Origin of the sequence: Desemzia sp. FAM 23990, assembly GCF_045528485.1 — a bacterium.
Lineage (GTDB): Bacteria > Bacillota > Bacilli > Lactobacillales > Carnobacteriaceae > Desemzia.
Window position 1 is genome coordinate 99,214 of sequence record NZ_JBGQQW010000002.1, and the last position, 24,566, is coordinate 123,779.

Consider the following 24,566-nt stretch of genomic DNA (forward strand, 5'->3'; position numbering starts at 1 on the left):
TTCATTTATATTCCCTTTAATCATCAAAAATAGTTCATTTTATCTAGTTAGGTTCCGAACTGTTAGGTTCCGAACTGTTAGGTCACTAACAAATATTATGCACCTTTTTATTTCCTGATGCAAGTCTTTTTTCATATAAATAACCCAACAAATCAATGATTCCCCTTCCATTCCTTTAAATACAAGAAAATCTTTTTTACTATCATGGGCTAGACTATATGCGCAAAAATGACACTAGAACAACAAATGATTTTTACCAGCCTAAATAAAAAAGAATATTACGCTTTCTTAAAGGAGCGAAAGCGTAACATTCTTTTTTATTGGTAAACTGTTGCTTTTGCCTTTTCTTATTGTCAACATCTAAGATTAGCGCAGATCTGAAATTCAGAGCAACAGCAAGATACAAGATGCAGGGTCTTTACCTGACTTGTCGGAAATATTCTGGTGCTCATAAGTCAGGTAAAAGAGAGAAACCTGACTTATACTCTAAATTTTCACCTCCACAAGTCAGGTAACGAAGAGTTACCTGACTTGTCGTACTGATTTTGAGTTCCATAAGTAAGGCAACAGATTACACAGACTTTAGTAAGTATGAGTGGAGGCTTAGATGACAGCAGGGTTGCCAAATAAATAGAAAAAAATACACTCCCACTATTGAATCAAATCATTCATAGTTTCGGGAGTGTACATTTTCGAGAAGCTTTTTGTATTAGTATATTTCAGTTAGTAGGATTTTTTCCCTATTAGCGAGAACGAATGCTCAAGTCTAAATCAAAAGCCGCTATCATTTCAGCAGAAGCCTCTTCCACGGGAACTTTTTGAACAAAATCAGCTACCGTTAATAATCGAGCTACACCATCTTCATCACACGTAATCAATGTGAGCGTTGTTTCACCTGAAACATCATTCAACACACTGACTTCAGTCGCTTCAATCATACGTTGTTCTGCTACTTCGTATTCATAGATGAAACTAAGATCGGTCAAATATACCGCGTCTCCTAACTCCACTCTATATAACGGCTTAAACAGTAGATCAGAACGCTCCATATAGTGTCCTGCTAAAGCATAGTTTCCTTCACCCATGACTTGCTCCTCTTTCATCGTCCCCGCTGTCAAAGCTAAGGTGTAGGAAGAAGTTCCTTTTCCAATAGGCAAATTGAGTCCTACACTAGGTATACTAATCCCGCCAAGGACATTGATTTGGTCGCTATTGAATTGGGCTAGAGCTGCTGTTTCTAAATCCAGCATTTGGACCTCATCAAACTCAAAATCTGCATCTTTTTGATAATTTTCTTCTATAGTACTAGCATCGATCGAGTCAACCGTTAATGATTGCGAACCATTAGAGATCATCCAATTCTTAATAGGGCCGCTAAATATCAACAATAGTCCGACAATTAGTAAAATAATCCATACTCCATTGAGCCACTGCTTCTTATTTTTTTTCTTCTCTGTCCTCTTTTTCATATTCACGCTCACTTACTTTCACTTCTGCCATAAAATAACAATTTGGAGACAAAACAAGGTGGTTTAATTCCTGAGTTTTGCCTCCTGATTGTATTTGCATTAAGTTATCATACTATCTACTGACTTTATTTCTTTTTGTTCAACCCTTTTTTCTTTTTCAATGCTAGCATTACTGCACCAAGAGAGGCCATTACAAATCCGCTGATCATAGTGAAGATGTTTTGAGATTCCCCTGTTTGTGGAAGTGTAGCTTGGTCTTGACCATCTCCACTGAAAGAACCGTTGTCTCCACCTTGATTATTGCCATCAGATGGATCATTGATACCACCATTTGTATTATCTGAAGTATCATTATCATCTCTCGGATCCGTTCCGGCTTGCTCTTCTTCCTCATCGATTGCTCCATCATTGTCATCGTCTGGATCCGTTACATCTGGATCACCATCTTCATCTGTATCGCGTTGCACCACAAATGCGAACGTTTCAGACGATTCATTACCTGCTGCATCCGTTGCTGTGACTGTTACTTCAAATCCACGCTCTTCTTCTCCTGCAGCCCAATCTCCAATCGCGGGAGCCCCACTGATAAGCCCTGTTTCTTCATCAAATGAAACTCCTGAAGGCAAACCATCTACGACTACTGCACTTGGTTCATTAACTTCTACCAAAATATCTTCAATAGGTTGATTTTCTATAGCTGTCAGATCTTCAATAATTGAAATTACTGGAGCTACCATATCTACATCTTCTGGAACATCTGTCTCATCTTTTGGATCTGTTCCTGCTTCGATTTCTTCTTCATCTGTTGCTCCATCATTGTCGTCATCTGGATCCGTCACATCCGGATCTCCATCTCCATCCGTATCGCGTTGGACAGTGATCGTAAACGTATCTGCAGCTTCATTCCCCGCTGCATCTCTAGCAACAACTGTTGCCACAAAGTCACGCTCTTCCTCATCAGCTGCCCAGTCACTCACAACCGGAGTACCACTAATCACCATAGTTTCTGGGTCAAATGAAACTCCATCTGGCAAGTCAACAACTCCTACTGATTGTATAGGTGCTGCAAATGGTTGAATCAAACTGAAGGCCTGTAATTCTGAGACTACAGATGGTGTTTCTTCTTCGCCTGGATTTTCTACGACGACTTCGATGTCTTCAATTGGTAAACCTTCCACAACTGTTTGATCTTCGACTTCTACAATAATTGGAGCAGTCATGTCACTGACTGTAATTGGTGTTACCTCAGAAGTGTTGCCAGCTTCATCAACTACCACTACCACTACTTCTAATACTTCTCCGCCCGTTAAATCTAGGTCTTCAGGCAATACTACTACAAAATTACCATTCTCATCTGTTATACCAGTCACTGTATCTCCATTTGGTAAAGTAACAATGACTTCTGAATTTGGTTCTGCCGATCCTGCTACTTCAGTATCTTCACTAGTTATACCTTCAATAACTGGTGCATCTGGTGCAATAACATCTGGGAAGTCTGTTTCATCTTTTGGATCTGTTCCATTTTCGATTTCTTCCTCATCAGTAAATCCGTCTCCATCATCATCTTCATCTTCACTGTCTGGAATCCCATCGCGATCTGTGTCGCGTTGGATCGTAATGGCAAACTCTTCAGCTTCTGACTCGTTTCCAGAATGATCCATAGCGGCAACACTAACATCGACTGTCCGTTCTTCTTCATCTGCTTCCCAATCTTCAATTACAGGAGCTCCAAAAATTCTATCCGTTTCTGCATCAAAGTCTAAACCTGCTGGTAAGCCATCTACTGTGACTACACTAGTTTCATCATCCGTTTCTACCCCAATGTCTTCAATATCCAGCCCTTCTATAACTGTAATATCATCAATTGCTGTAACAATTGGTGCTGTGGTATCTGGATCAATATCTTCCGGGAAATCTGTTTCATCTTTTGGTTCTGTTCCTGCATCTTCTTCGTCGCCGTCACTTACACCATCATTGTCATCGTCTGTATCTTCTATATCAGGAATCCCGTCTCCATCGGTATCACGTTGAATGGTTAAGACAAACTCCTCAGTGCCTGCATTATCTGCTGGATCGATTGCTGTAACGGTAACTGTAAATGGACGTTCCTCTTCTTCTGTACCCCACTCTTCAATGACTGATGTGCCTGTGATTAACCCACTCGCTTCATCATAACTCAAGCCTGATGGCAAGCCAGCTGTTGTAACTTCACTCTCTTCGTTAACTTCCACTACAATATCTGTGATAGGTTGTTTTTCTAAGGCACTTAAATCTTCAATTTCTGAAATAACTGGAAGAGATAAATCTTCTACCGTTACTTCCGCAGCATCGGAAGCATTCCCAGCTTCATCTGTCGCAATCACTGTCAGAATATCGCCTACTTCTAGTTCTGTACCTTCTGGCAGTGTTACTACAAAGTTACCATCCTCATCAGTTGTTTCTGTAACTTCTTCACCATCAGGCAAGGTAACAGTGACAGCTGATCCTGGTTCGGTTTCTCCAGTAATTTCTGTCACATCATCACCTACTGGATCAATTATTGGTGCTGCGGGTGCTGTGGCATCTGTGACTGTAACTGCCGTTGGGTCGGAATCATTATCTGCAACGTCAGTCGCTACTAATAGAAGTTCTTCGCCACCTACCAAATCTACCTCTTCTGGTATAGCTACGGTAAATGCTCCTCCTGCGTTTGTCACTCCTTCAGCTGTTTCCCCAGTTGGAAATTCAACTGTAACCGTTGAATTCGGTTCTGCTGTTCCTGTGATTTCGGTATCTTCACTGGTTACTTCATTCACGTCCGGAGCTGCTGGTGGTGTTTCATCTAATAGGTCTACTACTACGGTGGTTGCTGGACCAGATTCATTACCTGCTGCATCTGCCGCTACAACAGTTATCGTTTCATTACCCATTAAATCTATAGCTGCTGGAATGGATGCAGAGTACACACCGTCTGCATTCGTCGTTCCCACTATCTTCTGACCGTTTGGTAAAGTCACTGTGATATTCGAATTAGGTTCTGCTGTTCCTGTAATTACTGTCGAATCTGTGGTCACTCGGTCAATAGTTGGTGTTTCTGGTGCAGTTGTATCTACTACGTTAACAGTTGCTGGATCTGACGGATTTCCCGCTTCGTCTGTTGCTATAACAGTCAATGTTTCCCCACCAACTAAATCCACGCCTTCTGGAATTGGGGCAGAAAATGCGCCTTCCTCATTTGTAGTGCCTATCGTTGTTACACCGCCTGGCAAATTCACTGTAACTGTCGAACCTGGTTCTGCTGTCCCGGTGACTTCTGTTGCTTCACTGGTTACTTCGTTTACAATTGGCACTTCGGGTGCGGTCGTATCTGCTGGAAATGCAACTTGGGTTACACCATCTAGATCGCTTAATAACTCAGCATCAATCACATTAGTACCCGCGTTAATCGCTGAACCGGAAATAGAAACTAAGCCAGTAGCATCAGTATCTCGTTCTACTGCAACATCTACTGAGACAGTAGTTCTACCTATAACTTGTGCAGAAACTAAGCCACTAGTTAAGTTTGTTGTACCATCTGCTATATTATTAACTAGATCTAACACTGGCTGTAACAAAGCTTGAACTGGAGCTAACGGAACGCTTATTGTTCCACTCAACAACTCAATGTCTAAATTCTCAATAGCATCTGCTACATCTTGCAGTAAGGGTTCTACAACATCATTAACCGCTGAATTTAAATGATTTCCTAGACCTTCAGAAAAATCGACAGTAACAATTCCATCCTCCGTATTCACAACAGCAGGAGCAGTGGCATTGTACTCAAGAATATTAAAAACCGTACTATCTAAATTATTTAATGCAGCTAAAGCTCCCTCAAGTTCATCTAGTCCTTGAACATCTATTAGAGGCGAAGTAAGGGGATTACTTAATATGACATCTACTGCAGATACTAAATCACCAACAACTGAATTTAAGTTGCCAGTTATCCCGTCTAAAGCATTTCCTAGTCCTGGAATAGAAGAAGCATTAATAGGCAATAGTTCTACGTTAACTTGTGCGGTTGGATTGTTTTCTATTAAATCTCCTGCTAATTCTGGTGCGTGAAACACCGCTACTGTTTGTGGATTAACTAACTCAACATCTGCTAATCCAGTTCCTGTTAACGATAAATTCAAATTATAAGGACCAGTTCCTTCTAGATTTCCTAGACTCCCACTAACAGCCACATCTCTTAACAACCCAACTTCCGCCAAAGTCGCAGCTGAAGCTGTATCTTCTGCAAATCCTATCAACTGTCCATTTTGAATAACAGGAACGAATGGCTGGAAAACTAGCGCAGACGCTACTGCTGAAGATGCAACCATTCTTTTAATTTTTTGTCTATGTATCTTTCTATTATTGTCCATTTTCTTTCTGTAATCGTACGACTTTCTTCTCATATTCTTATTCCTTCTATTTTTTCACCTATAGCGACCAGTTTTTGCCCCAAACAACAACCTGCAAACTTAGGCGGTAATCATTCAAGAAAATTGAATATAAAAAAAACCGCTTTCTAAATAAAAAGTAACACAAGTGTTTTTTCCAAAACAAAAATGCTCACAGGAAAAAGCATAAAGGAGAAATAGTCTTTTAAAATAAAAAAATCACAATAAACATAACGAATATTATAAAAATAGTTAATTTTTTCAGAGAGCTCATTCAGTTCAATGTTTTCAATATTTTTACATACATTTTTTGGACCAGAAAAAACAAACAGTTAAAGTAACAAATAGTAAGTGCATTTTTTATTTTTCACTAACGATTGATTTCCAATAAAAGACAACATTGTACTTAATAACTATTGTACAAAAAGTTCTAATAGGAATTTTCTTTTTCTTCCTGTAAGATGACTCTAAAAGGTTTTTATTACTGGAAAAAGGAGTTGAAATATTAGTGGGTGCTGTACTTACGCAAGCAATCAGTTTCTTAAGTGTGATTTTAGTTGCTTATCTTTTTAAAACAAAAGGATTGTTAGAAGAAAAAGATGGGCACACAATTTCTAAAATTATTTTAAATTTAACATTGCCAGCCACTATTATATTAGGTTTTAACGGGGTGCAAATAACCAGCACCTTGATAATGATGATTGCTTTAGGGTTATTAACAAATATAGGGCTGGTTACTATTGGAGGATTGATTTGGCGAAAAAGACAAACAGCAGATCAGGCCTTGATGATGTTTAGTCAGGCTGGTTATAATATCGGAAATTTCACGATCCCTTTTGTACAAGGGTTCTTTCCCGAAGCTATTCCGTTTATCGGCAGTTTTGATTCTGGGAATGCTTTAATGCTGTTTGGCGGGACTCCCTTGTTGGCAGATAAAATGTTGGGGCAACATCGCGGAAAAAGAGGTCCTAAAGAAGTTATTTTCCGTCTTTTCCGCTCTCCTTCTTTTTCGACTTATATCATTATGATTCTATTAGCACTGATCAACTTCACCATTCCTGAAAATGTCCTCTCAGTTATTGATCTTTTTGCCAGCGGAAATGCTTTCTTGTCGATGTTTATGATTGGGCTCTATTTGGATTTTAATATTCCTCGGATAGATTTGAGAAAAGTGATTCAATTGCTGTTTACCCGCTATACTTTAGGGATTTTACTAGCGTTAGTCTTTTACTTTGTGTTGCCGTTACCAGACATTGTTCGGTTATCTTTAGTTTTATTGGCACTAGCACCAATCGGGACTGTTTCCACCATCAACATGGTCGTTTACGGTAATAAACCCTCTCTTTCTGGTTTTTTATCTTCCAGTAGTATCTTGATTTCGTTGATTCTTATGACAGGAGCTTTGGCTTTGATATTGTAAATTAACTTACAGCACATAAAAACAGGCACCCGACAGTTTGTTTAACTGCTGGGTGCCTGTTGCATATTTATTTTTATTTTTATTTAAATTCTACTGCTTTTACTTCTACTTCAATATTATTTTGAACGGCTTTTGAGTAAGGACAAAATGCATGAGCTTTTTCAGCTAACTCTTTTGTTTCTTCAAGACTCTTTCCTTCAATCGCCACTTCCATGACAACAGACAATTTAAAACCATTATCTGTTGGGTCGCTGTTTAACGTAACCTCTGTGGCTACTTCCGATTTAGCTTCAACGTTTGCTTCTTTCATTTTAACTTCTAATGCGGAATGGAAACATGCGCTGTATCCTAAAGCAAATAATTGTTCTGGATTGCTGCCTTGGCCTGGTCCACCCATTTTTTTCGGTGTAGACACTTTAACTGAGAAAGATCCATCTGGTAAGTGACTTTCTCCTTCACGTCCACCTGTGTTGATTGCCTTTGCTTGGTACATTACTTTTGATTCAGTCATTATTTATTCCTCCTAATGTTTTAGTCAAAGCATTGATGCGTTCCAATAAATCAAAGTACTCTTTTTCTTCCAAATGCAGAAGATCTAAACAGTCAGAAACCTTTTTCGTTAACTCATCCTTTATCTCATACGCTTTGTCTGTTAAGACGACCATTACTTTTCTTTCGTCTTCCGGATTACGATTTCGAGTAATATAGCCCCCGGTTTCCATTCTTTTTAACATCGGTGTTAAAGTTCCGCTATCCAACCCCAAGCGTTTTCCTAAATCCTGCACACTTTGGTTTGATTCTTCCCAAAGCGCAAGTAAGGCTACATATTGAGGATATGTAAGAAAATAAGGATCTAAAACCGGACGATAAAACTTGGTAAACTGTTTTGATAAAGCATAAGTTGAAAAACAAAGCTGCTCTTCCAATAAAAAATGATTTCCTTCCATGTTCTTTTCCTCCTAATTCGGTTGTGCACAATTATATTGTACACAACTTATTTTATAAAAACAAGTTTTTTCTTATCTATTTGTAAAAGGACGTTTAAAGTAGCTCAATGTATTGCACTATGGCGGCTGTAAATTATTTGACGTTGGTAAATGAAAATTCGCTAGCGTTATTTCAGCTCATTTTATATTGGTCATTTTTACACGACCGATACGATCAGCAAGATTTCTTGCTCCAACCATAAACATACCTGAGAACAATGGTGTTATACTAACTGAAATAATCAATACACCAGCTGAAATGGCTAAATCATTTTGAACGTCTGGTCAAATATTTAACATCGTTTGTGTGAACAACCAAAAAGTCAAAATGCCCCTTACAATACCTGCGATTAATTTATTATCACCTTTAAACTCTTGTTCCATCATACATGTTACTTCCCTATCAAATAATCGACTACAATAGATCCCATTGCTTTTGCTGAGATCATGAGTGATTTTTCATCAATATCAAATTTTGGATTGTGGTGAGGATATGCTTTTCCATTTTCAGGAGTTGCTCCAACGTAGAAGAACATACTTGGACGTTCTTTCGCATAGTAAGCAAAATCTTCTGAAGGTGGCTGTGGTTCACACATTTCTACACCTGTTAGTTCAGGAATATCTGTGTTATTCAACACCTTGATACCAAATTCTGTCGTTTCAGGATCATTGTACAAAACTGGGCAGTCGTTTTTGTAATCTAGATCATATGTTACACCGAACATAGTGCTGATTCCATTTAACTTCGCACGAATCTCTCTTTCAATAGTCTCTTGTGCTTCATCAGATATAGAACGAACGTCGCCTTCAAGAATTACTTTATCTTTGATAACATTGGATGAACCTTTGCCATCAAAGTTTCCGATAGTGATCGAACCCACATCAAATGGACTCAATGCACGACTGACTATGGTTTGCAAAGCAACTACAAAGTGGCTTGCTGCAACATAATAGCGTCTTTTGTTTTATGAGGCGAAGAGCCATGTCCTCCAACTCCATTGATGGTTATTTTAAAGTAAGAACATCCAGTTTGAACGTTACCAGGTCGGTAGAAAATTTTGCCTGTTTCCATTTCAGACATGACATGGATACCAAATACATTATCCACTCCATCCAATGCTCCATCTGCAATCATACTGACAGCTCCACCTAGCGGCACTTCTTCTGCGTGTTGGTGAAGAATAACGACTTTACCTTCTAGTTTGTCTTTCATTTCGATCAATGTTTCTCCAAGGATCATCATGTAAGCTGTATGTCCATCATGACCGCAAGCATGCATCACACCAGGATTTTGTGAAGCAAATGGTAAGTTTGTCTCTTCAGTAATTGGAAGTGCATCAAAATCCGCACGAATACCGATCGTTTTACCAGGTTTCCCACTATCAATGGTTACAACGATTCCATTCCCGCCGACATTTGTACGAATGACGCAATCTTTACCTTGATAAAAATCTTGAATGTATTTAGCCGTCTTATCTTCTTTAAAAGATAGTTCTGGATGAGCATGTAAATAACGACGAATTCCGAACATACGGTCTTTTTTCTCATCTAAGCGTTGCATCAATTCTGTTTTTACGGATTGTTCTGCCATAATTCATTACCTCCTGTTTTTTTACTTATGTGTTAGTTACATTTTATTGCTGTGAAGGACTTGTTCGCTTCAACAGTACCCATTATAGGACTTTTGCAATTTATTACTATGCTTCTTCTTATCATTTTCGAATTAGTTTTTTACCTCTGTCTTAGGGATAAGCGATTGAATGTAAAAAATAAAGGTCATAATTTTTACATCCCTTCTTTTTACTCAATAACTTTCCGCATTTCTACAAAATGAATGGCGTTTCTAGATAGTTAAGCTGAAAATGATCACTCATCCTCGATGTATTCGTCTACCATTTCAATTGCCGGACGAGACAAATGCAGAATGTAATCAATAATCTCATTATCAATGCCATAATAACTACTCAGTTTTCTCCAATTTCTATATAATCCGCCATTTTCATTATCAAAGCGGAACATACGAATTTGGTAATTTCCTTTGTGCAAACCGGTTAAGTGAAAATGCAGTTCTTTATTACGGGACTATACAAATAATTAATCTGTAGAATATTGCGGGTTAAAGCGGCGCTCATTAAATAGAATGATTTGGTACGCATCTTCGTTTTCTGTCATTTGCTTAAAGTAACGTGATAAATAAGAAATTGAGAGAAATTTTTCCTCTGCTACATCCGACAATGTCAACGAATCGCGGTAGCGTTCTTCAATCTTTTGAATGATACGAGTGACTCTCTCATCACCGGCTTCCGTTCCGCTCCATTCGGCGATACCTTTTCTGAAGAAACGAGTCATGATCAGCATGATCTGATATATATTGCTTTGCAAAACTAAATCACTGTTTTCCTCATCACGGTAAATTTCAATAATCATTTCGGATAAGACATGGTATAGTTGCCGACTCGTTCTGTCTCTCCAGCTATTGTGCTCGTCAGAAAAAAACTGGAATGCACTTTGAAAATATTTTTTGTAATACAACGCAAAAAAGTGACTTGTAATACTTAGTGTAATCAACATACAGTCTTCATCGCCCGTCACGACCTAACGTTTATTCCGATTGACGAATACCGTATCTCCTGATGTTATCCTTACTTTATTTCCTTCATAAGATACTTCTGCAGTACCTTTCACTGCAAATAAAATTTTGGTTTCAAAAAACTGTTGCGGAGAAGAATAGTGTACGTTCTCCATGACAATTGTAAAATCTTCGGTTTGTTTACGTTCTATGTTGACCGATACTTTCTTTTTTCATCTGATTTTTTATCTAAATGGTTTATTACACCTCTACTCTCTACTCTACCAGTTTCCTTCCCTTATTTGCAGATAAAAGTCTTCTTTTAGTCACAAGCACCGCTGACAAAATCAATTGCACGATGGCAAACCCGAAAGTAATGAGATGCACAGGCTCTATAATTTGTAACATGATGACTTGTACCACCAACCATATAACCAGCACACCGCCAAAAAATCCGCTGATGTAACCTTGGTAACGCGAACGAAAGAAAAAGAAAGTTGCGCTGAATAGTTGACCCAAACCAATTGCCACCAATAATAAAATTCCTGGAACAAAGAAATTATCAAATGGCGAGTTAGCCAACAGGTCTGTTGAGATGCCAAATGGACTTTCCGGAATTGAAACAGCTGTCCAACCACCCAATACAGCAAAAATCCCGACAACTATATGGGTAAAAAACAATAACAATTTGACAACTTTCAATTCTTTGACCTCCTTACTTTTCACCAACGTGTCGTTAACAGAGTTCGGCTTTAAATCAGAGTGCATTGAACAATTTTCTACTTGCTTTACATCTCAAATAGTAGTCTTTTTCTTTGTACTGTCAATTGATATGAATAAAAATCAAATACTTTATCTTATACCGTTGGCAAAGAACTTTTTTCAACTTAGTTGTGTTCTTTAAATACCTGATAATAAAACTATTGAAAGATAAATCTGACTTGCAAGAAGAAAAATAAACCTCACAAGTCAGATAAATCGACTTTATCTGACTTGTGAGGTCTAAAATAAGATCGATAAGTCAGGTAAATGGATTTAACCTTACCTGTGAGGCATAAAATAAGATTGGTAGGTTAGATAAATATTTGCTGCTCGTCTTTTATTCATTATATGAAGTAAAAAAGTAGTCTATATTGAAATATTTCTAAATAAAGTGGTTTTTTTTAATAGAATCTCACTAAATACTATCTACTTTTCCTTTACGCTCGAAACATAAATGATAAATAAATGAGATTAAAGTGTTGACTCTTTCATTTTTCAATGTTATTCTTTCATCACCAACTTATGAGAGGAACATCGTCCATGAAACCAATGTTCAGCCAAGCAGCTATTATTATTAAGAAGAGGATTTAGACACTGTAAGAGAGTTTTTTTACAGTCGTTTAAGTCCTCTTCATGCTACTTAGCTGAATGGGACTTAGGCCACCCATTCATTTTAATTGAATGGGTGGCCTTTTTATTTTCTCGAAAGGAGTGAGCACTATGGAAAGTGACATTGATATTTTAACTTATCGAAAAAAACCACCAGATAACATACCCTAGGAGGAATTCATATGAAGTTCTTTAACACATTCAATCATCTTTACAATAAATATTTGGCTTTAATCGTTGTTGCTGTGGCCGCACTAGCGTTATTCTTACCGCACTCTTTTTTATGGGCCAGTTCTTATACGACATTATTTTTGCAAATCGTCATGTTTACCATGGGATTAACAATGAAACCAGCTGATTTCGCAGCAGTTTTTAAAAAACCATGGATGATGCTGCTGGTTACTTTTTTGCAATTCACCTTTATGCCGCTGTCCGCTTATTTATTGGCTAAATTTTTCCAGCTTCCGGCTGAAATGGCATTAGGGCTGATTTTATTGGGGTGTGTGCCTGGGGGAACCTCTTCTAACGTGATTACTTATTTAGCAAAAGGTGATGTACCGTTGTCTGTAGCTGCTACTTCTGTATCTACTCTCTTAGCTCCTTTACTTACCCCCTTGTTCTTATCTTTCTATGGCGGAGCATATTTAGAAATCAGCTTTTGGACTATGTTTTTATCCATCATCCAAGTCGTTCTGGTCCCTATCATTGCCGGATTGGTGCTCAGCTACTTCTTCGCCCAGCACGTCGCTAAAGTAGAAACCGCCTTACCTTCCTTATCTGCTACCGCTGTTTTAGTCGTCTTAGGCGGAACCGTTTCGGTCAATTCAGAAACCTTATTAGGAACCGGGATGATTATGTTCTTGATTGTTTGGTTGCACAATTTATCTGGCTACGCTATTGGTTATGCTGTTTCAAAATTATTCAAATTCAATCGCCCTGCTACGAGAGCGGTCGCCGTTGAAGTTGGGTTGCAAAATACTGGTCTTGCTGGGAGTTTAGGTTTAGCTCACTTTAGTCCTGCTGCCGCTTTAGCTGGTGCAGCAGGAACCATTGTCCATACCTTATTTGGGACTTTATTTGCCTCATTTATGAGCCATAAACATCAAGCAGAAACACACACTGAAGAACCAGTTGCAACAGTCGTTGCGGAATCTTAAAAAAATAGAAAGAAGGAATGCTACATGCGTTTGAGTCAAGTTGTTCGTCCAGGACCAGGTCAATTTTTGAGTGAATCAGGAGCTTTAAAGTATTTAGACGGGAAGCTGACGGCTTTTCAAAAACCCGTTGTGATTACGGGAGAGTTGTCTTATGCAGCTTTTCAAAAGCACTATCCTGGTTCGCTGGATTTGCCGGTATATCGCTACGATGGCACAGCTTCCCATGAAGATATGGAACGTCTGTCCAAATTAATCCAAGGAACGGATTGTGTAGTCGGAATCGGCGGCGGCCGAGCATTGGATACCGCAAAAGGCACAGCTGAACTGCTGCAGGTCGAATACATGACCATTCCGACAGTCTTAGGAACTTGTGCAGCTTACACTCCGCTATCCGCTGTTTATCATCCCGATCACTCATTTAATGTGGTCGACTATTACGAGAAAGCCGCTACGCTTTGTTTGATGGACCTAGATTTGCTGATCGAATCGCCTCAAAAATACTTCATGGGCGGAATTGGAGATACATTGGCAAAATGGTACGAAGCAGAAGGCATCACTCGTCACGTCGAAGGAGATCTGCCAGCAATGGTGGAAGTTGGGCTGAAAACCGCTAAAGTGACACAAGAACTGTTGCTTGCCGACAGTCAAGAAGCTTTAGCCAGCATGGAACACGGTGAAGTGACCGCTGCGTTTAAGCGTGTTGCCGAAGCTGTTGTAGCTATTGCCGGAACAGTCGGCGGATTTGCTGGAGAATACGGCCGCATGGCGGGGGCTCATGCAGTTCATAACGGGATGTCCTTGGTTCCCGAAACTCATGCTTACGAACACGGGGTCAAGGTAGCTTATGGAGTACTGGTGCAATTATGGGCTTCCGGAGATGCAGAAGAAGCTCTGAGATTACTGCCTTTCTATAAAGAAAACCACTTCCCTCACCGTTTAGCTGACTTCGGAGTGGAAGACTATTTATTGGAGAAAGCAGAAAGAATCGCCGAATTTGCGGCTTCAGATGCTGAAACCTTTAACTTGGCTGTTCCAGATGTCACGAAAGAAATGGTGTTTAATGCGATGAGAGCTGTGGAAGAACTTTCTGAGACGGTGACTGTTTAAAACTAAATGATGCTTTTGATGTTCATGAGTTAAAATTCATGGACATCTTTTTTTGTGCAGAAAAATAAAACAGATAAAAAATGCGTACAGTTATAGAGAAAGACAAAAATTTGAGGTGATAATATGGGACAAGATTATTGGATATTAAATGCAGACAAAAAATTGATGCTCGATCCGCTTCAATATGATGCAGGAGGAAAAATGTTTGAACACTGTTTTATGGGAAAAAGTTATTTGTATGAATTGCTCCATTTACTAGCAAATGAGTGGAAAGGGGATTGCGTATTTAATAGTGGGGATTATGCGACCGATTTCCCTGAAAAATACAATCATAGATATCAACGCTATAACGATAGTATACTCAACTATAAAGATGAATGCGATGGCAGTTTTAGAGTACTGACTAAAGATTCTGCTAAACAATTACCTGCTAGGTGGGAGACCTTCATTCAGCAGTATGTATTTGTTAATTATGATCAAAATATTTATTGTACCATCGACTGTTGTCCTGCTACTCCTACAAGGCAGATTTGCCCAGTTCCGCTCTTACTATCCAATAGTGACACTATTTCAGGTGGCGATTATGCTTCTTTTAGCGACTGTGACCAAGTTGGGAGCTGGCGATATAACCATGTGGGAGTAGAATTCAAACATTGGGAGAATCTATCTTTTATGACACAAGTGGACTATAAATTCACTTACTGGTCTTAATAGAACATATTGAAGGCCGTCCTCTTTACTCCTGTATTGCTTTGTAATACAGTAAAAAAAAAGAGGTGTTTTCGATGGCAATGATCACTATCCGTGTAAAAGATGAAGAAAAAGAATGGTTGGAATACATGGCAGAGTTTTATGGAATAACCTTATCTGATTTAATGAAAAAATATTCTATGGAACTATTAGAAGATGAATACGACAAGCAGATTGCCGAAATTTCCCGCAAAAGATGGATAGAATCCGGTAGAGAAACAGTTTCGATGTCTGAGATTTTAGATGAATTTGGAGAACTCTGATGCCGTATAAACTGCTTTTTACAAAAAATGTCCAAAAACAACTCAGAAAAATGGATCAGTTTCAATCTTGTCTCATCACGAGTTGGCTATATCAACACATCGATGGAATAGATGATCCGAGAAAGCTAGGTAAAGGACTGACCGCCAATCGCTCTGGTTATTGGCGTTATCGAATTGGCAACTATAGAGTACTTTTAGACATCCAAGATGACAAAATGATTGTGTCGGCTATTCAAGTAGATCATCACAAAAATATTTACCATAAATAGCACAAAGCATTCTTTAAAATTTTGAGAAAATGTAATAAACAGCCTCGCACCAAAGATCACTTCTTCAATACGAGGCTGTTTTAGTTTTCCTTCTTAATGCCTTCTTGAATAAACCACTCCATTGCTTGCGGGTCGTGACCGGTAATGAATTTGAAGTCTTCCGTGACGGTATCCAACAAGCCCATTCCGCCTGCTTTGTACATCGAAGCCAACTCTCTTCCCATGCCATCTTCATTGTACATTTCCGCAAATTCTTTCAAGGAAACTGGCTCATAACCGATTTTTTCTCCCGTCACCTCACTCAACACCTGACTTAATGCCACCATATCGTAGTTACGCGATTGAGTCAGCAAGTAACTTGCCCGTTATTCCGCAAATGAGTGTTTAGAGCTACTTTAGCAATCGCTTCGGCACTGTCTTGTATGGTAATAAAGGACAACGCTTGGTCTTTCACCGGATAAATAATATTTTCACGTTCAATCAATTCCGACAAATAAGGTACCAATGGATCTGCATACAAAGCATTTTTTACAACAGCATACTGGATGTCTAATCCCGCCAAGCGTCTCGGTGCGTACGCATAGTAAGACGACATTTGAAACGGATTGTTTTCTTGATCCGCGATGAAGCCGACAAAAACGATATTTTTGATACCGCTCTCTTCCACTGCTTGCAACGTATTTTCAAATTCCGTAATGCGCTGCAGCACATTATAAGTTTTACTCGGGATATAAACGAGCACATCCGTCTCTTTAATGGCCTTTACTATGGTTGCAGCATCTAAATACTCAATAGCGGTTACTTCAACCCCTTGTTTTTTGAGATTTTCCGCTTTTGTAAGGGTGTGAACCGCTGCTCGTACTTCATGAGGTGCCACTTGCTTCAACAGCTCTTCCACGACTCCGCTGCCTAAATGCCCGGTTGCACCTGTCACTGTATATTTCATTTGTTACTCCTCCTCTTTATGGCTTTTTTATTTTAATACAACCTTCTATTTTCATTAGAATTTACGACTCTCTCAAAAAAGTGACTTTCTTTTACAACTAGAAAGGCTGTACTTTTAATCCCTTTGAGTAGAAATCAGTTATTGATGGTTTTTTTAAAGGCATTTGGTTTATTTATACAGATGTCAACTAATGGTTGCTAAATGTAAACCAGCAGATGCGTTACTTTCCCGGGAAATATTGAGATAATGAAAGGACTAAGTTAAGGAGGGCAGGAAAAACTTATTTTTTTTAATCTTATTTATGAAGTCTTTTCTATCCATTATTCCGTTCTCATTTTGGCTATGCTAAATTTATAGGGTGCTACTTCATTCTGAGGCAGTTTACATTTAGGGAATCACTGTAAGACATCAAGTATAAGAAACGGTATATTTAACACGTTTTTTATGGTTATTTATGGTATATTATGTCTTGAGAAATAAAACACAATTAAGAGGAGTTATACATAATGAATGAGTATAAAACAAGAGCAGAATTGAAACAAGACGCTCGTGATATGTTAAGTGGAAGATGGAAAGACGCTGTATTGATGAACCTTATTCCCACTTTACTTATGATTGTTGCTATGGTAATTGTAGTAGTTGCCATTGTGATAGCCATTGAAACGATCGGTTATTCTCCCGAAACAGGGACATATTATGGTGATGATGGCGGAAGCGGCGGTGGAAGCAGTACTATCAGCGGCATTTTTACAACATTTATTTCTACCGGAATTACATTTGCTTTCTTAAATGTTTTTCGCGATGCTAGTTACAAGATTCGTCCATTAAAAGATGCATTCCAAGTATTTTCTAAAAAGTATTTTTTAGGAGTATTGCTGATTTATATTATTTCAAGTCTTTTTACTTTCCTATGGGCATTACTATTTATTATTCCTGGGATCATTAAATCATATGCTTACTCACAAGCTTACTTGATTTACAAAGACCACGTTGACCGTCCAGATTTGGAAAAAATCTCAGCATTGGATTGTATTACGGAGAGTAAGGAATTGATGCAAGGACACAAAGCGCGGTTCTTTCTTTTGGAACTAAGCTTTCTAGGTTGGATCTTACTTGGTATTCTTACATTAGGCATTGGCTTTTTATGGATTTCTCCATACATGATCGCTACCAACGCAGCCTTTTACAACGATTTAGTTGGCAGTCCTTCTATTGAAGACAGTGAATGGGATGATGTTGAATGGGATGAATCGCTTAATTAAAAAAGACAATCCTTTAATTAATGAGTCCTGCTGTTATTAATCCGTTATAGAAAAGGCCTGTACTACGATTTTTCTATCGTAGCACAGGCCTTTAATTAACTTAGTATTTAAGAGTACTAAAAAGAGCAGACCTCTATTAGTAAGCGCTTACTAAATTATTTTATATTCATTATTAATTTCCTTTTGCATCTATCTAGTGCATTGACTACTCGTGCAACCTCACATTGAAGTTCTTGTGCTATCTCTTCTTTATCCATATTTTTCATGTATCTTAGAAAAACTTTGTATTCAAATTTTGATAAAGAATCATAGAAATAAGGAATATTCTCTTTTACTTCTAACGCTTGTTGAAAGTTCATTTCACCTGAAAAATTTTTTATGTAAGTCGGTGAAAAACCATTTTCTAACAAGCTGTCTAATGATTCTGAAACTTTTTCAATTCTTCTTTTTTTAGCCATGTCTTTGCGTAACAAGTTGATATAGTAATGCCGTAAATTTGATTTGAAAAAATTTCCAAAGGTGCAGAATCTATCTTTATCGTAGGCATGAATAGTCGTATTTAAAACAATTCTTGCTTCTTGATTAAAGTCCTCTTTTTCGTAACTCTTAATATAGAAATCATTGATTATAATTTGGACCATTCCTGCATGACGCTGAAATAAAGCTTCAAATGGACCATAGTCCCCTTCTTTTATGATAGAAATCAATTCTTCATTACTTAAATGTTTATATAAATCATCTGCTTCGTTCACTATTTTTCCTCCAGCTCTAGATCGTCTATTTTTATTTAGCTCATTTTTAGTCTGCTCTTTTTTGGGATTCTCAAAATCCTACTTTTTCTCTGCTAAATGATCTCGATATTTCTCTAACGTATCTAATTGGTGGTGGTTCCATGGTGAATTTCGGCGGTAACTTTGACTATGTAAGGTTTTTGCATCATTTTCGATGGATTTTTTTGAGTGCTGCAAATCTTTGTACAGCTCGTTGGCAGATTTACGCAATGCACCTTTTTGAAAAATCATCCATTGTTCGGCTAAATCACTGGTCGCTACGGTCACTTGTGTAATCAGCAGATTTTCTTCTCCAACTACCCGTTCTATGTAACTGTCAGCGGTTTCACCTTCCTTAGTAAATATAACACTTAGTTGATATTTTGCATAGCTTTTTTGGATTCCGGGAACAAATTGGGCATCGAAAACTATGCGTACTTCGATGTCCTCATATTTTGCATAATTGGATAGTTCATGTAGCAATAAATCCCTTGCTTCTTCCATCTCATCTTGGTTTTTCAATTTTTCCAACATTGGCCAAGCGCCTATCATATTGTATCCATCTACGATCAGAACTTCTTTCTTCATAGCCTCGACCTCCCTTCTTTTCCCTTTTAGTTTGTTTTACAGTTTATTGCGTCCTCGGTAAACTTCGTACATCAATAAACCAGCTGCGACACTTGCGTTTAAACTTTGCACATGACCAGTCATAGGAATGGTAATAGTCCCATCCATTTGCTCTTTCACGAGCCTTGAGACACCTTTGCCTTCATTTCCAATAACAAGTCCCACTGGCAATGTTGCATCCCATTTGCGGTAGTCTTGGCCTTCCATATCTGTGCCATAGAACCAAATACCGCGTTCTTTCAAGTCTTTGATGGTTTGTACCAGATTGGTCACACGAACGACTGGAACGTGCTCAATGGCGCCTGTTGAAGCTTTAGCAACGGTTGCCGTCAGTCCAACTGCACGGCGTTTAGGAATAATAATTCCGTGAGCTCCGCTGGCATCTGCCGTACGCATGATTGATCCCAAATTATGCGGATCTTCCACACCATCCAATAAAATAAAGAACGGGTCTTCATTCTTTATAGCCGCTGCTTCAAATAAATCATCAATCGTTGAGTAAGCAAAAGCTGCTGTTCCAACCACAACACCTTGATGGTTTTGTCCATCTACTAGTAAATCTAGTTTTGATTTTGGCACGATCGAAATTTGTACTTTGCGTTTTTTAGCTAGTCCATGGATTTCTTCCATTTTAGCGCCAGAAAGACCTTCTTGTAAAAAGACTTTATTGATATCTCGTTCTGATTTCAATACTTCGATCGCTGGGATTCTTCCCATGACAAAATCGCGATCCTCTTCATTCTCTACCGCTTCTACGGAATCAATTTGTTGCGGACGTTTGTGCTGAGGACGACGGTTAGTCGTTTTTTTTCTATCTCGATCTCTATTTGACGATCGTTTATCATTTCTTGGCATCGTTTGTCTCCTCCACTTTCTGGATACACCAGTTGATCAATTCTTCCATCCGTTCTTTTTCGCCTGACAAATGCAAGTACCCCATCAACGCTTCAAAACCTGTAGAAATACGGTAAGTTGTAATGTCTGCATTTTTAGCTGATGTATGGCTCTTGGCATTTCTGCCTCGCTTGAACATCGTTGTTTCTTCTTCAGAAAGTAATTCTGCCGACATCATCTCATGCATCAAAAAAGCTTGTGCTTTGGCGGACACGAAATGCGTCGCCATGCGATGCAATTGGTTGGGTCTCGTTTGCCCTTGATTCACTAAATAATCTCTGATATACGTTTCATAAATGGCATCTCCAACGTAAGCTAATGCTAATCCGTTCAATAATGCCCAATTTTTTTCAGTCATGTTATCCTCTTCTCCATCTAGTACCTTGTGGTGTATCGTCTAAAATAATGCCTTCTGCTTTCAATAAATCACGAATCTCATCGCTTCGTTGGAAGTTTTTAGCCGCGCGAGCCTCATTGCGCTCGACGATCAATTGTTCCACTTTTTCATCCAACAATGTTTCTTCTTCAAAGGCAATTCCGAAGATCAGCATCAATTCACTCATCAATTTCTGCATCGCTTCTAGGACAGTTTTAGACACTTCTGCTTGTTCACTATAAATATTCATCGTTTTAGACAAATCGTAAACGACGGTTATCCCATTAGCGGCATTAAAGTCGTCATCCATCTCGCGGATAAACGTTTGCTTGAATTCATCCAATTGAGCGATTTGTTCAGCATCTGTTGCTACTGATTCTACAGCATCTTTCAAACGATAACCAACATTTTCGTAAGCATGACGCAATTTAGCTAAATTATTTTTCGCTTCATCAATCGTTGCCATACTATAACTGATTGGACGTCGATATTGAGTAGTAGCCATGAAAAAGCGCAAAATCTGCGGATCGACTTGTTTGACGATATCGTGTACCAACACAAAATTCCCAAGCGATTTGCTCATTTTCTCGTTATCCATCGTCACAAAACCATTGTGCATCCAATAGTTGGCAAATGGGTGCCCTGTTTTGGCTTCGCTTTGAGCGATTTCGTTTTCGTGATGCGGAAAAGCCAAGTCTTGACCGCCTGCATGGATATCGATCGTATCTCCAAGGTATTTAGTAGCCATGACCGAGCATTCAATATGCCAGCCTGGACGACCCTTTCCCCAAGGAGAGTCCCAATTGATTTCTTCCGCTTTGGCAGCCTTCCATAAAGCAAAATCTAACGGATCCTCTTTTTTGGTATTTTCTTCGTCATTTAGACGATTGCTTGCACCCACTTCTAAATCATCGATCGACATATCACTAAGTTTGCCATACTCTTTAAATTTACGCGTACGGAAATAGACATCACCGCTTGCTTCGTAGGCATACTCTTTTTCGACCAACGCGTTGATAAATTCAATGATATCAGGCATATTATCCATAACTCGAGGATTGCTTGTAGCTTTTTCAACGCCTAGAGCAGCGGTGTCTTCGTAATAAGCATCAATAAATCTCTGAGCAACTGCGGGAGCAGTGATGTTCATTTCCTGAGCTGTACGAATGATTTTATCGTCTACATCGGTAAAATTAGAAACAAAATTGACATCATACCCGCGATATTCCAAATACCTGCGAACCGTATCAAAAGCTACAGTACTGCGCGCGTTTCCAATATGGATGTAATTGTATACCGTAGGACCGCAAACATACATTTTTACTTTGCCTTCTTCTAAAGGGACAAATGCTTCTTTTTGGCGAGTCAGCGTGTTATAGATTTTTAGCATGGATTACCACTTCCTTTTTAGGTGAGATTTTAATTCGTTTAGTTTAGTGTGCTACTCGTTGACCATTCAATTTGACGACTTTTGCAGGTATCCCTACAGCTGTAGCATTACTTGGGATGTCTTCCAGCACCACTGCTGAAGCGCCGATTTTAGAGTTATCTCCTATAGTGATCGGTCCTAAAACCTGAGTATGTGCGGATATTAAGACATTATTCCCAATCGTAGGGTGCCGTTTTCCTCTTTCTTTTCCGGTTCCGCCTAAAGTTACCCCATGAAACAGCACCACATCGTCTCCAATGATGGCCGTTTCTCCAATAACCAGTCCCATCCCATGATCAATAAACAATCTTTTTCCAATGACGGCTCCTGGATGAATCTCGATTCCTGTAAAAAATCTAGAAATAGTCGCGATTATTTTCCCCACCAAATACCATTGGTGCCGATAGAAAAAATACGCTGCTCGATGCCACAATATCGCATGAAACCCCGGATAAGTCAAGAATATCTCCAGCGTACTGCGGACTGAGGGATCATTCTGTTTTATCGTTTGAACCGTTTCACTTATAGTACGCATATTGGCCACCTTTTTTTCTTTTTTATGATTTATTTTTGGGGAAACTTATTAAACTAGATTTTTTCTATCGGAGCTAAACGGGCCACTTCGCATCAGTCTAGGCGAGTTGCGGTCGCTAGACACTCGAGAAAAAGATAAATGCAATTGAGGATAAAGGGCATCCTCTATTGCATTTCCTATTTTCTTGTCGCGTCTACCAAGCGTCCTCCACATCTTTATAAAAATAGCGTCTTTTTTGCTTTCACAAAAAAGACGCTTTGGCGTGGTTCCACTTTTTTTCATTAGTCGCTCAAAAAGCCACTAATCTCGGACAGGGTAACGGGTGTTAGCCGGTAGGTGTCTACTTGATTCGACACCACAACTCCAAGAGGCACTTCACTGAATTCGCGTCATCTGCTTCCACCCATACAGACTCTCTGAAGGCGCTTATTCAGTTACTCTTTCTTATCATTGTCTTTAATGTATAGTTTTACGCTAATGTATTTAGAACTTCTTCTAAATGTTTCTTCGTTTTATCGCGTCCTAATAATTCAATCGTTTCGTTTAATTGCGGGCCGTGCATTTGTCCTGTTACGGCAATTCGGATCGGCATAAATAAGTTTTTCCCTTTAATGCCCGTTTCTTTTTGAACTGTTTTGATTCCTTTTTTAACATTTTCTGCATCAAATGGTTCAATTTCGCTCAATACTTTATCAAAAGCGGCTAAGACTTCTGGAACGGTTTCGCCAGCTAATACTTCACGGGCTTCGTTTCCTAAAGTTGGCGCTTCAGTAAAGAACAATTCAGATAATTCAACGATTTCTGCTCCATAACTCATTTGCTCATGATACAAGCTGACAAGGTTTTTCACCCATTGTTCTTGTTCTTCAGATAAGTTTTCTTCGATACGTCCAGCTTTTACCAAGTGCGGTTTTGCTAATTCCGTAACAGTATCCAAGTCTACATCTTTCATGTAGTGATTGTTGATCCATTCCAGTTTTTTCGCATCAAATGCGGCAGGCGATTTACTTAAGCGTGCTGAGTCAAAGATCTTAATCAGTGTTTCTTGATCAAAGATTTCATCTTCTCCAACAGGTGACCAGCCTAGTAAAGCAATAAAGTTGAACATCGCTTGCGGCAAGTAGCCTAATTCGCGGTATTGTTCGATAAATTGAAGAATACTTTCATCACGTTTGCTCAGTTTTTTACCTGTTTCACTGTTGATGATCAACGTCATGTGACCAAAAGTCGGTGCTTCCCAGTCAAACGCTTCATAGATCATCATTTGTTTTGGAGTGTTGGCAATATGGTCGTCTCCACGTAAAATGTGCGTGATTTTCATGTAATGGTCATCTACGGCTACTGCAAAGTTGTACGTTGGGAAACCGTCACGTTTACGGATAACAAAGTCTCCTCCAACACTTTCTGCTTCAAAAGAGATGTGTCCTTTTACCAAATCATCAAACGCATACGTATTTTCTTTTGGTACGCGGAAGCGAATAACAGGTACGATACCTTCTGCTTCTTTAGCTTTTTGTTCAGCTGCAGATAAGTTTGCACATTTGCCGCCATAGTGAGGCATTTCGCCGCGAGCGCGTTGTGCTTCGCGTTCTTCTTCTAACTCTTCTTCTGTACAGTAACACTTGTAAGCACGGTTGCTCATCAATAATTGGTCAATTAACGGATCGTAAATCTCTTTACGTTCCGATTGACGATATGGACCATATTTGCCAGGTTTTTCTGGACTTTCATCCCATTCGATACCCAACCATTTTAAATTTTCCAGTTGGCTTTCTTCGCCGCCTTCGATGTTTCGTTTTTGGTCTGTATCTTCAATACGAATAATAAATTCTCCATCATGATGACGGGCAAATAAGTAATTAAATAAAGCCGTACGAGCATTCCCAATGTGTAAATGTCCTGTTGGGCTTGGTGCGTAACGTACACGAACTTTTTTTGTCATAATGTATGTCCTCTTTTCTAA

The 24,566-nt window shown here is 38.9% G+C and carries 22 protein-coding genes, 2 pseudogenes and 1 other annotated feature; of the genes and pseudogenes, 7 read left to right on the forward strand and 17 right to left on the reverse strand.

What is annotated here, in order from left to right:
* Positions 1-743: 743 nt before the first annotated feature.
* Positions 744-1,469, reverse strand: a complete 726-nt coding sequence (locus ACEN4I_RS01295; RefSeq protein WP_407096049.1) for a class A sortase — start codon at positions 1,467-1,469, stop codon at positions 744-746.
* A 125-nt stretch (positions 1,470-1,594) separates the two neighbouring features.
* Positions 1,595-5,887: an Ig-like domain-containing protein gene (locus ACEN4I_RS01300; protein WP_407102455.1), complete on the reverse strand. Its 4,293-nt coding sequence runs from the start codon at positions 5,885-5,887 to the stop codon at positions 1,595-1,597.
* 493 nt (positions 5,888-6,380) lie between these two features.
* Here ACEN4I_RS01300 and ACEN4I_RS01305 point away from each other — a divergent pair, with 493 nt between their 5' ends.
* The gene (locus ACEN4I_RS01305; RefSeq protein WP_407096052.1) at positions 6,381-7,292 is read left to right on the forward strand and encodes an AEC family transporter; all 912 of its coding nucleotides are present in this window, start codon (positions 6,381-6,383) and stop codon (positions 7,290-7,292) included.
* Between the two features lie 79 nt (positions 7,293-7,371).
* Here ACEN4I_RS01305 and ACEN4I_RS01310 read toward each other — a convergent pair whose 3' ends face one another.
* The 7 genes and pseudogenes from ACEN4I_RS01310 to ACEN4I_RS01340 form a co-directional block, all read right to left on the reverse strand.
* Positions 7,372-7,803, reverse strand: coding sequence for an organic hydroperoxide resistance protein (locus ACEN4I_RS01310; protein WP_407096053.1), 432 nt, complete (start codon positions 7,801-7,803; stop codon positions 7,372-7,374).
* On the reverse strand, positions 7,796-8,239 hold the full coding sequence (locus tag ACEN4I_RS01315) for a MarR family winged helix-turn-helix transcriptional regulator (RefSeq protein WP_407096054.1): 444 nt from the start codon (positions 8,237-8,239) through the stop codon (positions 7,796-7,798). Before ACEN4I_RS01315 ends, ACEN4I_RS01310 begins: the two co-directional genes overlap by 8 nt.
* A gap of 431 nt (positions 8,240-8,670) precedes the next feature.
* A pseudogene (locus tag ACEN4I_RS01320) lies at positions 8,671-9,869 on the reverse strand (amidohydrolase).
* Positions 9,870-10,144: 275 nt separating this feature from the next.
* Positions 10,145-10,297: a hypothetical protein gene (locus ACEN4I_RS01325; RefSeq protein WP_407096055.1), complete on the reverse strand. Its 153-nt coding sequence runs from the start codon at positions 10,295-10,297 to the stop codon at positions 10,145-10,147.
* A 75-nt stretch (positions 10,298-10,372) separates the two neighbouring features.
* Positions 10,373-10,849, reverse strand: coding sequence for a hypothetical protein (locus ACEN4I_RS01330; RefSeq protein ID WP_407127497.1), 477 nt, complete (start codon positions 10,847-10,849; stop codon positions 10,373-10,375).
* A 24-nt stretch (positions 10,850-10,873) separates the two neighbouring features.
* Positions 10,874-11,023 (reverse strand): hypothetical protein, encoded by a 150-nt coding sequence (locus ACEN4I_RS01335; protein ID WP_407096057.1) that lies wholly within the window; start codon positions 11,021-11,023, stop codon positions 10,874-10,876.
* Between the two features lie 100 nt (positions 11,024-11,123).
* Positions 11,124-11,549, reverse strand: a complete 426-nt coding sequence (locus tag ACEN4I_RS01340) for a hypothetical protein (protein WP_407096058.1) — start codon at positions 11,547-11,549, stop codon at positions 11,124-11,126.
* 851 nt (positions 11,550-12,400) lie between these two features.
* On the opposite strand from ACEN4I_RS01340, the gene ACEN4I_RS01345 reads away from it, so the two are divergent.
* The 5 genes from ACEN4I_RS01345 (at position 12,401) to ACEN4I_RS01365 (ending at position 15,764) form a co-directional block, all read left to right on the forward strand.
* The gene (locus tag ACEN4I_RS01345) at positions 12,401-13,375 is read left to right on the forward strand and encodes a bile acid:sodium symporter family protein (protein ID WP_407102453.1); all 975 of its coding nucleotides are present in this window, start codon (positions 12,401-12,403) and stop codon (positions 13,373-13,375) included.
* A gap of 24 nt (positions 13,376-13,399) precedes the next feature.
* Positions 13,400-14,482: an iron-containing alcohol dehydrogenase family protein gene (locus tag ACEN4I_RS01350; RefSeq protein ID WP_407096060.1), complete on the forward strand. Its 1,083-nt coding sequence runs from the start codon at positions 13,400-13,402 to the stop codon at positions 14,480-14,482.
* Between the two features lie 123 nt (positions 14,483-14,605).
* Positions 14,606-15,193: a hypothetical protein gene (locus ACEN4I_RS01355; RefSeq protein ID WP_407096061.1), complete on the forward strand. Its 588-nt coding sequence runs from the start codon at positions 14,606-14,608 to the stop codon at positions 15,191-15,193.
* Between the two features lie 74 nt (positions 15,194-15,267).
* The gene (gene relB, locus ACEN4I_RS01360; protein WP_407096062.1) at positions 15,268-15,495 is read left to right on the forward strand and encodes a type II toxin-antitoxin system RelB family antitoxin; all 228 of its coding nucleotides are present in this window, start codon (positions 15,268-15,270) and stop codon (positions 15,493-15,495) included.
* The gene (locus tag ACEN4I_RS01365; RefSeq protein WP_407102452.1) at positions 15,495-15,764 is read left to right on the forward strand and encodes a type II toxin-antitoxin system RelE family toxin; all 270 of its coding nucleotides are present in this window, start codon (positions 15,495-15,497) and stop codon (positions 15,762-15,764) included. Before relB ends, ACEN4I_RS01365 begins: the two co-directional genes overlap by 1 nt.
* Positions 15,765-15,844: 80 nt before the next feature.
* On the opposite strand, the pseudogene ACEN4I_RS01370 reads toward ACEN4I_RS01365, so the two are convergent.
* Positions 15,845-16,710: pseudogene (locus ACEN4I_RS01370) on the reverse strand (NmrA family NAD(P)-binding protein).
* A 506-nt stretch (positions 16,711-17,216) separates the two neighbouring features.
* Between ACEN4I_RS01370 and ACEN4I_RS01375 the strand changes: the two are divergent.
* The gene (locus tag ACEN4I_RS01375) at positions 17,217-17,972 is read left to right on the forward strand and encodes a DUF975 family protein (protein ID WP_407102450.1); all 756 of its coding nucleotides are present in this window, start codon (positions 17,217-17,219) and stop codon (positions 17,970-17,972) included.
* A 155-nt stretch (positions 17,973-18,127) separates the two neighbouring features.
* On the opposite strand, the gene ACEN4I_RS01380 is transcribed toward ACEN4I_RS01375, so the two are convergent.
* From ACEN4I_RS01380 to gltX, 7 genes are all read right to left on the reverse strand, one after another.
* Positions 18,128-18,724: a sigma-70 family RNA polymerase sigma factor gene (locus tag ACEN4I_RS01380; RefSeq protein ID WP_407102448.1), complete on the reverse strand. Its 597-nt coding sequence runs from the start codon at positions 18,722-18,724 to the stop codon at positions 18,128-18,130.
* 78 nt (positions 18,725-18,802) lie between these two features.
* Complete coding sequence (locus tag ACEN4I_RS01385) at positions 18,803-19,330, reverse strand: NYN domain-containing protein (protein WP_407102447.1); 528 nt, start codon at positions 19,328-19,330, stop codon at positions 18,803-18,805.
* Between the two features lie 36 nt (positions 19,331-19,366).
* Positions 19,367-20,086 (reverse strand): 23S rRNA (guanosine(2251)-2'-O)-methyltransferase RlmB, encoded by a 720-nt coding sequence (rlmB, locus tag ACEN4I_RS01390; RefSeq protein ID WP_407102480.1) that lies wholly within the window; start codon positions 20,084-20,086, stop codon positions 19,367-19,369.
* Positions 20,087-20,210: 124 nt separating this feature from the next.
* A complete protein-coding gene (locus tag ACEN4I_RS01395; protein ID WP_407102446.1) occupies positions 20,211-20,621 on the reverse strand; it encodes a Mini-ribonuclease 3 in 411 nt (136 codons plus the stop codon).
* Between the two features lies 1 nt (position 20,622).
* Entirely contained in the window at positions 20,623-22,029 is a 1,407-nt protein-coding gene (gene cysS / locus ACEN4I_RS01400) for a cysteine--tRNA ligase (protein ID WP_407102445.1), read from the reverse strand.
* Between the two features lie 43 nt (positions 22,030-22,072).
* Positions 22,073-22,603: a serine O-acetyltransferase EpsC gene (gene epsC, locus ACEN4I_RS01405; protein ID WP_407096069.1), complete on the reverse strand. Its 531-nt coding sequence runs from the start codon at positions 22,601-22,603 to the stop codon at positions 22,073-22,075.
* A gap of 245 nt (positions 22,604-22,848) precedes the next feature.
* Positions 22,849-23,063, reverse strand: a binding site (T-box leader).
* Positions 23,064-23,072: 9 nt separating this feature from the next.
* Positions 23,073-24,545 carry a glutamate--tRNA ligase gene (gene gltX / locus ACEN4I_RS01410; RefSeq protein ID WP_407102444.1) on the reverse strand — a complete coding sequence of 491 codons (1,473 nt, stop codon included), beginning with the start codon at positions 24,543-24,545 and terminating at the stop codon, positions 23,073-23,075.
* Between the last annotated feature and the right edge of the window lie 21 nt (positions 24,546-24,566).